The organism is Deltaproteobacteria bacterium (genome assembly GCA_016210005.1).
Lineage (GTDB): Bacteria > Desulfobacterota > Binatia > HRBIN30 > JACQVA1 > JACQVA1.
Genome location: JACQVA010000234.1, coordinates 1 through 4,507, shown reverse-complemented (window position 1 = coordinate 4,507; position 4,507 = coordinate 1). Strand labels below are relative to the sequence as shown.

General features: G+C 64.4%; 2 protein-coding genes. One reads left to right on the top strand and one right to left on the bottom strand.

Going from position 1 to position 4,507, the window contains the following annotated elements; genetic code table 11:
- The first annotated feature begins 322 nt into the window (after positions 1–322).
- Entirely contained in the window at positions 323–3,352 is a 3,030-nt protein-coding gene (locus HY699_22350) for a hypothetical protein (protein MBI4518549.1), read from the top strand.
- Positions 3,353–3,404: 52 nt separating this feature from the next.
- Here the strand turns inward: HY699_22350 and HY699_22345 are convergent, their stop codons facing one another.
- Positions 3,405–4,289, bottom strand: a complete 885-nt coding sequence (locus HY699_22345; GenBank protein MBI4518548.1) for an alpha/beta hydrolase — start codon at positions 4,287–4,289, stop codon at positions 3,405–3,407.
- Positions 4,290–4,507 lie beyond the last annotated feature (218 nt).

Here is a 4,507-nt window from a genome sequence, read left to right as displayed (position 1 = left end):
GCCTGGAAGAGCTGATCGAAGCTCAGAACCCGGACTGGCGAGACCTCTATGACGAGATCGTGTAGCGCTGGCGGGTCGTAGCGAGCCGGTGCCGTGGATCCCCGCTTTCGCGGGAATGACAAATTGCGTCCCTCCGCCTTTCGGCCATGGGCCTCGGCCTGACAGTACACAGTACTGTCAGACTGGTGAGGATTTGCCCGGTCGGCTGCACCTTACCCACAGATTTGTCGCACACCCTACCCTGCCGCCGGCCGCCCGCCGGTTTGACGATCGCGCCCGCCTCGGTTAGGCACGGGGCACCGTATCCGCGGAGGTTGCCCTGATGGTGTTCGCGCGTCGTTGGCTCTGCACGTTGGCCTTACTACCCACGCTTTCAGCAGTTGCGCAGCTGTCGCCGCACCCGGTGGCGGCGCTGTGCTTCGGCGATTGCAACGGTGACGGCGAGGTGACCGTCGACGAGCTGGTTATCGGGGTCAACCTGGCGTTGGGCAGCGCCACCTTGCGCTCTTGCCGGCCGCTCGATGAAGGCGGCGATGGCGAGGTCACCGTCGATGAGTTGGTGCGCGCCGTCAACCTGGCACTCAGCAGTTGCCCGATGTCGGTGGATCTTTATCGCAGCCCCGTGGACACTGCCCCTGCCGGGCCCAGCTCGGCCAGTCACGGCGTCCTGCCCAATGGCCGCGTGGTCGAGCCGGCCGGAACCCAAGTGCCGGTCAACACCTTTCCCTTGAACCTCGCCCTGACCCCCGATCAGGCGCATCTCATCGTCACCAACGACGGCTACGGCAATGAGGACTTCGGGCGCGATGTGCAGGTCGTCGATACCGCCTCGTTGGCCGTGACGCGCACGGCGGCGCCTCACTACCTGGGGCTGGCGTTGAGCCGTGACGGTCAACGGGCCTTCGTCTCGAATGGCAAGGACAATATCGTGCAGAGCATGGAGCTGGTGGGCGGCCAGCTGAGTGCTCCGGAGGTCCTCGCCACCTTGCCCGAGGGAACCTACCCCACTGGCCTGACTGTCAGCCCCGACGGCCGCTACCTGTACGTGATCGCGCTCCTGAGCAACAGTTTCTGGACCGTCGACCTTGAGACCAGGGAAGTCTTCGCCGGTCCGTACGTAGGCAACTTCCCTTATGCTGTCGTTGCCTCTGCCGACGGCCAGCGTGCCTTCGTGAGTTCGTGGGGCCTCAACAACGGCAATCCCACCGGTGTCATTCCTGCTCCCCTGCCGCCCTTCGATCCGAACGCCATCTCTATGTCATCGATTGTGGCGGTGAACGTGGGCGACCCCACGCTACCGGTGTTCGAGAAATACATCCCGGTAGCCCGCAGCATGAAGATCGACAACCGCAGCGTCTTCGGGGGCAGTCATCCCAGCGCCATGGCCCTGAGCCCCGACGGTGCGCTGCTCTATGTCACTGCCACGAACGTTGATTTGCTGGTGGTGATCGACACGGCCACGCTAGCAACAGTTGCCGAGGTTCAGCTGAACCAGTTCGATTCGGGCCGCGGCACATTGGCGCTCCAGGGGCTGCATCCCAATGCTCTGGCCGTGAGCGCTGACGGGCAACGCATCTACATCGCCGACGCCGGCATCAACGCCGTTCAAGTGATCGCCGCCGACCCGCCGGCCCGCACCTTTCAGCCCGCCGGCTTCATTCCTACCGGCTGGTACCCGAGCGCGTTGGCGCTCAGCGGCGACGGCAGCCGCCTTTATGTCGCTAACGGCAAGGGACTCGGCGTCGGCGCCAACGGCGCCGATCTGGTCAACATCAGCACCCAAACCCTCAGTCAGACCGAGTACTACATCGGACGTATCATCCATGGTGGCGTCTCCGTGATCGACAACGTCAACACTTACGACCTGACAGCGGGCACGGCGGCAGTGCGTAGTCACAACGGCTTCGATGCGGTGTCCCTGAGTTGGACGGATACCACACCGGGGCCGGGTGAAATCCAACGCCGGCAACCGGTTCCGGTCGATTTCGGCAGTGGCCCCTCGTCGTTGATCAAACACGTGGTGTTCATTCTAAAGGAGAACCGCACCTACGATCAGGTCTTCGGCGACCTGCCGGAGGGCAACGGCGACTCGCGGCTGACGCTATTCGGCGAGCGTGTCACCCCCAACCACCACGCGCTCGCCCGCCAATATGCCTTTGGCGACAACTTCTACAACGACGGCGAGGTCTCCATCCCCGGGCACGAGTGGATCGATCAAGGCAACTGCACCGATTGGAGCGAGAAGACTTGGCCGTTCAACTACAACAACGGTGGTATCTCCGAGACCGTGGCGCAGACCGGCCAGGAGGGCTTCACCAAGGCCGGCTACATCTTCGAGCTGCTGGATCGCGAGCAGGTTCCCTTCCGTGTCTATGGCGAAGCCTTTGCCCTGCTCTCGCGCTTGGCCGCCGGCATCAACGGCGGCGGCGTGCCCAGTATCTTCGGCAAGCTGGTACAGGCCTCCGGCGGCATCACCAACCTGGTCGCTCACACCGGCGACATCCTAGCCGGCGACCTGGTGGCGTTGCGCGATGCCGGCATCGACGTCGATATTCTTACCCGCGACGTGTGGCCCAATCTGCGACTGGATTATCCCTCGAACATTCTCGCCGATCGCACTGACGTCGAACGAGCCCACATCATCGAGGAAGAACTCGCGCGCTACGAGGCCCAGGGCGCGCTGCCCGCCTTTCTGTTCATCTGGCTGCCGAACGACCACACCTTCGGCGCCGCCCCGAACAGCCCAACACCAGAATCGGCCGTGGCTGACAACGACCGCGCGCTTGGCCTGGTGGTCGACGCCTTGAGCCACTCGTCATTCTGGAAGGACATGGCCATCTTCGTGAGCGAGGATGACGCGCAAGACGGCCAGGATCACGTCTCCGCCCATCGCACTCTCAGCTTGGTCATCAGCCCCTACGTGCGCCGCGGCTACGTCTCGCACGTCCATCACTCCAACGTCGGCATGCTCAAAACTATGGAGCTAATGCTCGGCATCGGCCCACTGTCGCAGTACGACCGCCACGCCACCGACATGCGCGACTATTTCACCAGCGTTCCGGACCTGACCCCATACAGCGCACTTGCCGCCAACGTGCGCCCGGAACTAAACCCGCCGCCCGCGCAAGCTGCCAACGCCTACCTGCGCGAAGCCGCCACGGCCTCCGTCCAGCTCGACCTCGACAACTACGACGAAGCCGGTCCGGAGCTCTCGCGCGTCCTGTGGCTGGTTCACGTCGGGCAGCGCGTGGAACACGAGCGCCGCTGGGCCGTGGCCTTTACACTTTGCTTGCTGGGGTTGTTGCTCAGCGGTGGCCTGGCAATGCAACGCGCCGTTCAACGCGCGGCCTGAGCACGGCAGGCGGTCGCACCACCGCTTGCCGGAGTGGCGCTTCATTCGCGGTTCAGACCCAGTCGTGCGTGAGCGCTGCGGCCCACTCTTCCGGCGCTTCCATCTGTGGGTAGTGGCCGATGCCTTCGAGCACCGTCAGTGGCCCGCCGGACATCTCAGCCAACCGCCGGCCGATCTCCAACACCGCGATCGGGTCCTGATCGCCCCAGATGACACGGATCGGTACCGGCGTACGCGCCAAGATCGGCCGCCAGCGCTCGGCGTACTGCGTGCGCTCGAGGTTGTAGCGCGCGATCCGCCCCAAGATGTCGAGGCCGCCGTGGCTTTGCAGCCAATAGGCGATGGCCCGCAGGTCGACGGCCGGCGTGCGCAACGGGTCCGCCCACAGGAAGCGAAAGCCCTGGGCGAACTGCTCGGGATCGAAGCTCAGGGCAAAGGCCGCCGCCCCCTCCGCGGTCATGATCACCTGCTGAAAGGGCGTTAGGTGTGCCAACTCAACCAGGTGACTGCCGTTGCACAACGCCAGCTCCTCGATGCTGAACCCGAGCAGTGCCGCCTCCTGCCGGCACAGCATCTCAACGGCGATGGTCAACCCCATGTCGTGTCCGGCCACGCGTGCGCTCTTGATACCGAGCGCGCGCGCTATCTCGCCGGCACGCCGCCCCTGATCGAGCAGCGAGTACGAGGTTGCCCCGGCCGGTTTGTCGGAGAAGCCGAAGCCTAGATGATCCCAAGTGGTGACGCGAAAGCGCCGGGTGAGATACGGCAAGGCAGCCGCGAAGTCGTGGCTGCTCGAGGGAAACCCGTGCAACAGCACCAGGTCCGGTCCCCGCCCCTCCTGCACCGCGAAGATGCGAAAGCCCTCCGGCAGCGTCACAAAGCGGCCCCGCCGCCCCCAATCATCGTGTACCCGCGCAACTTCAGCTGGAATGTCCATGCCGCTCTCCTTACGCTTAGCCGCACCTTCGTGCCATAGGCTGGCAGTGTTGTCGTGAGGGGGTGCGCGACAAACTTGTGGGTAACGTGGTTCGGTGTTATGGCCGTCATTCCCGCGAAAGCGGGAATCCAGTTTGGCGTTTGGCGGGTCGTAGCGAGCCGGTGCCGTGGATTCCCGCTTTCGCGGGAATGACAGATTGCGTCCCTTTCGGCCATGGG

What these genes read in the sequence shown, in the direction of transcription:
- HY699_22350 (MBI4518549.1), top strand. Translation starts at nt 323, where the DNA reads ATGGTGTTCGCGCGTCGTTGGCTCTGCACGTTGGCCTTACTACCCACG.
- HY699_22345 (MBI4518548.1), bottom strand. Translation starts at nt 4,289, where the DNA reads ATGGACATTCCAGCTGAAGTTGCGCGGGTACACGATGATTGGGGGCGG.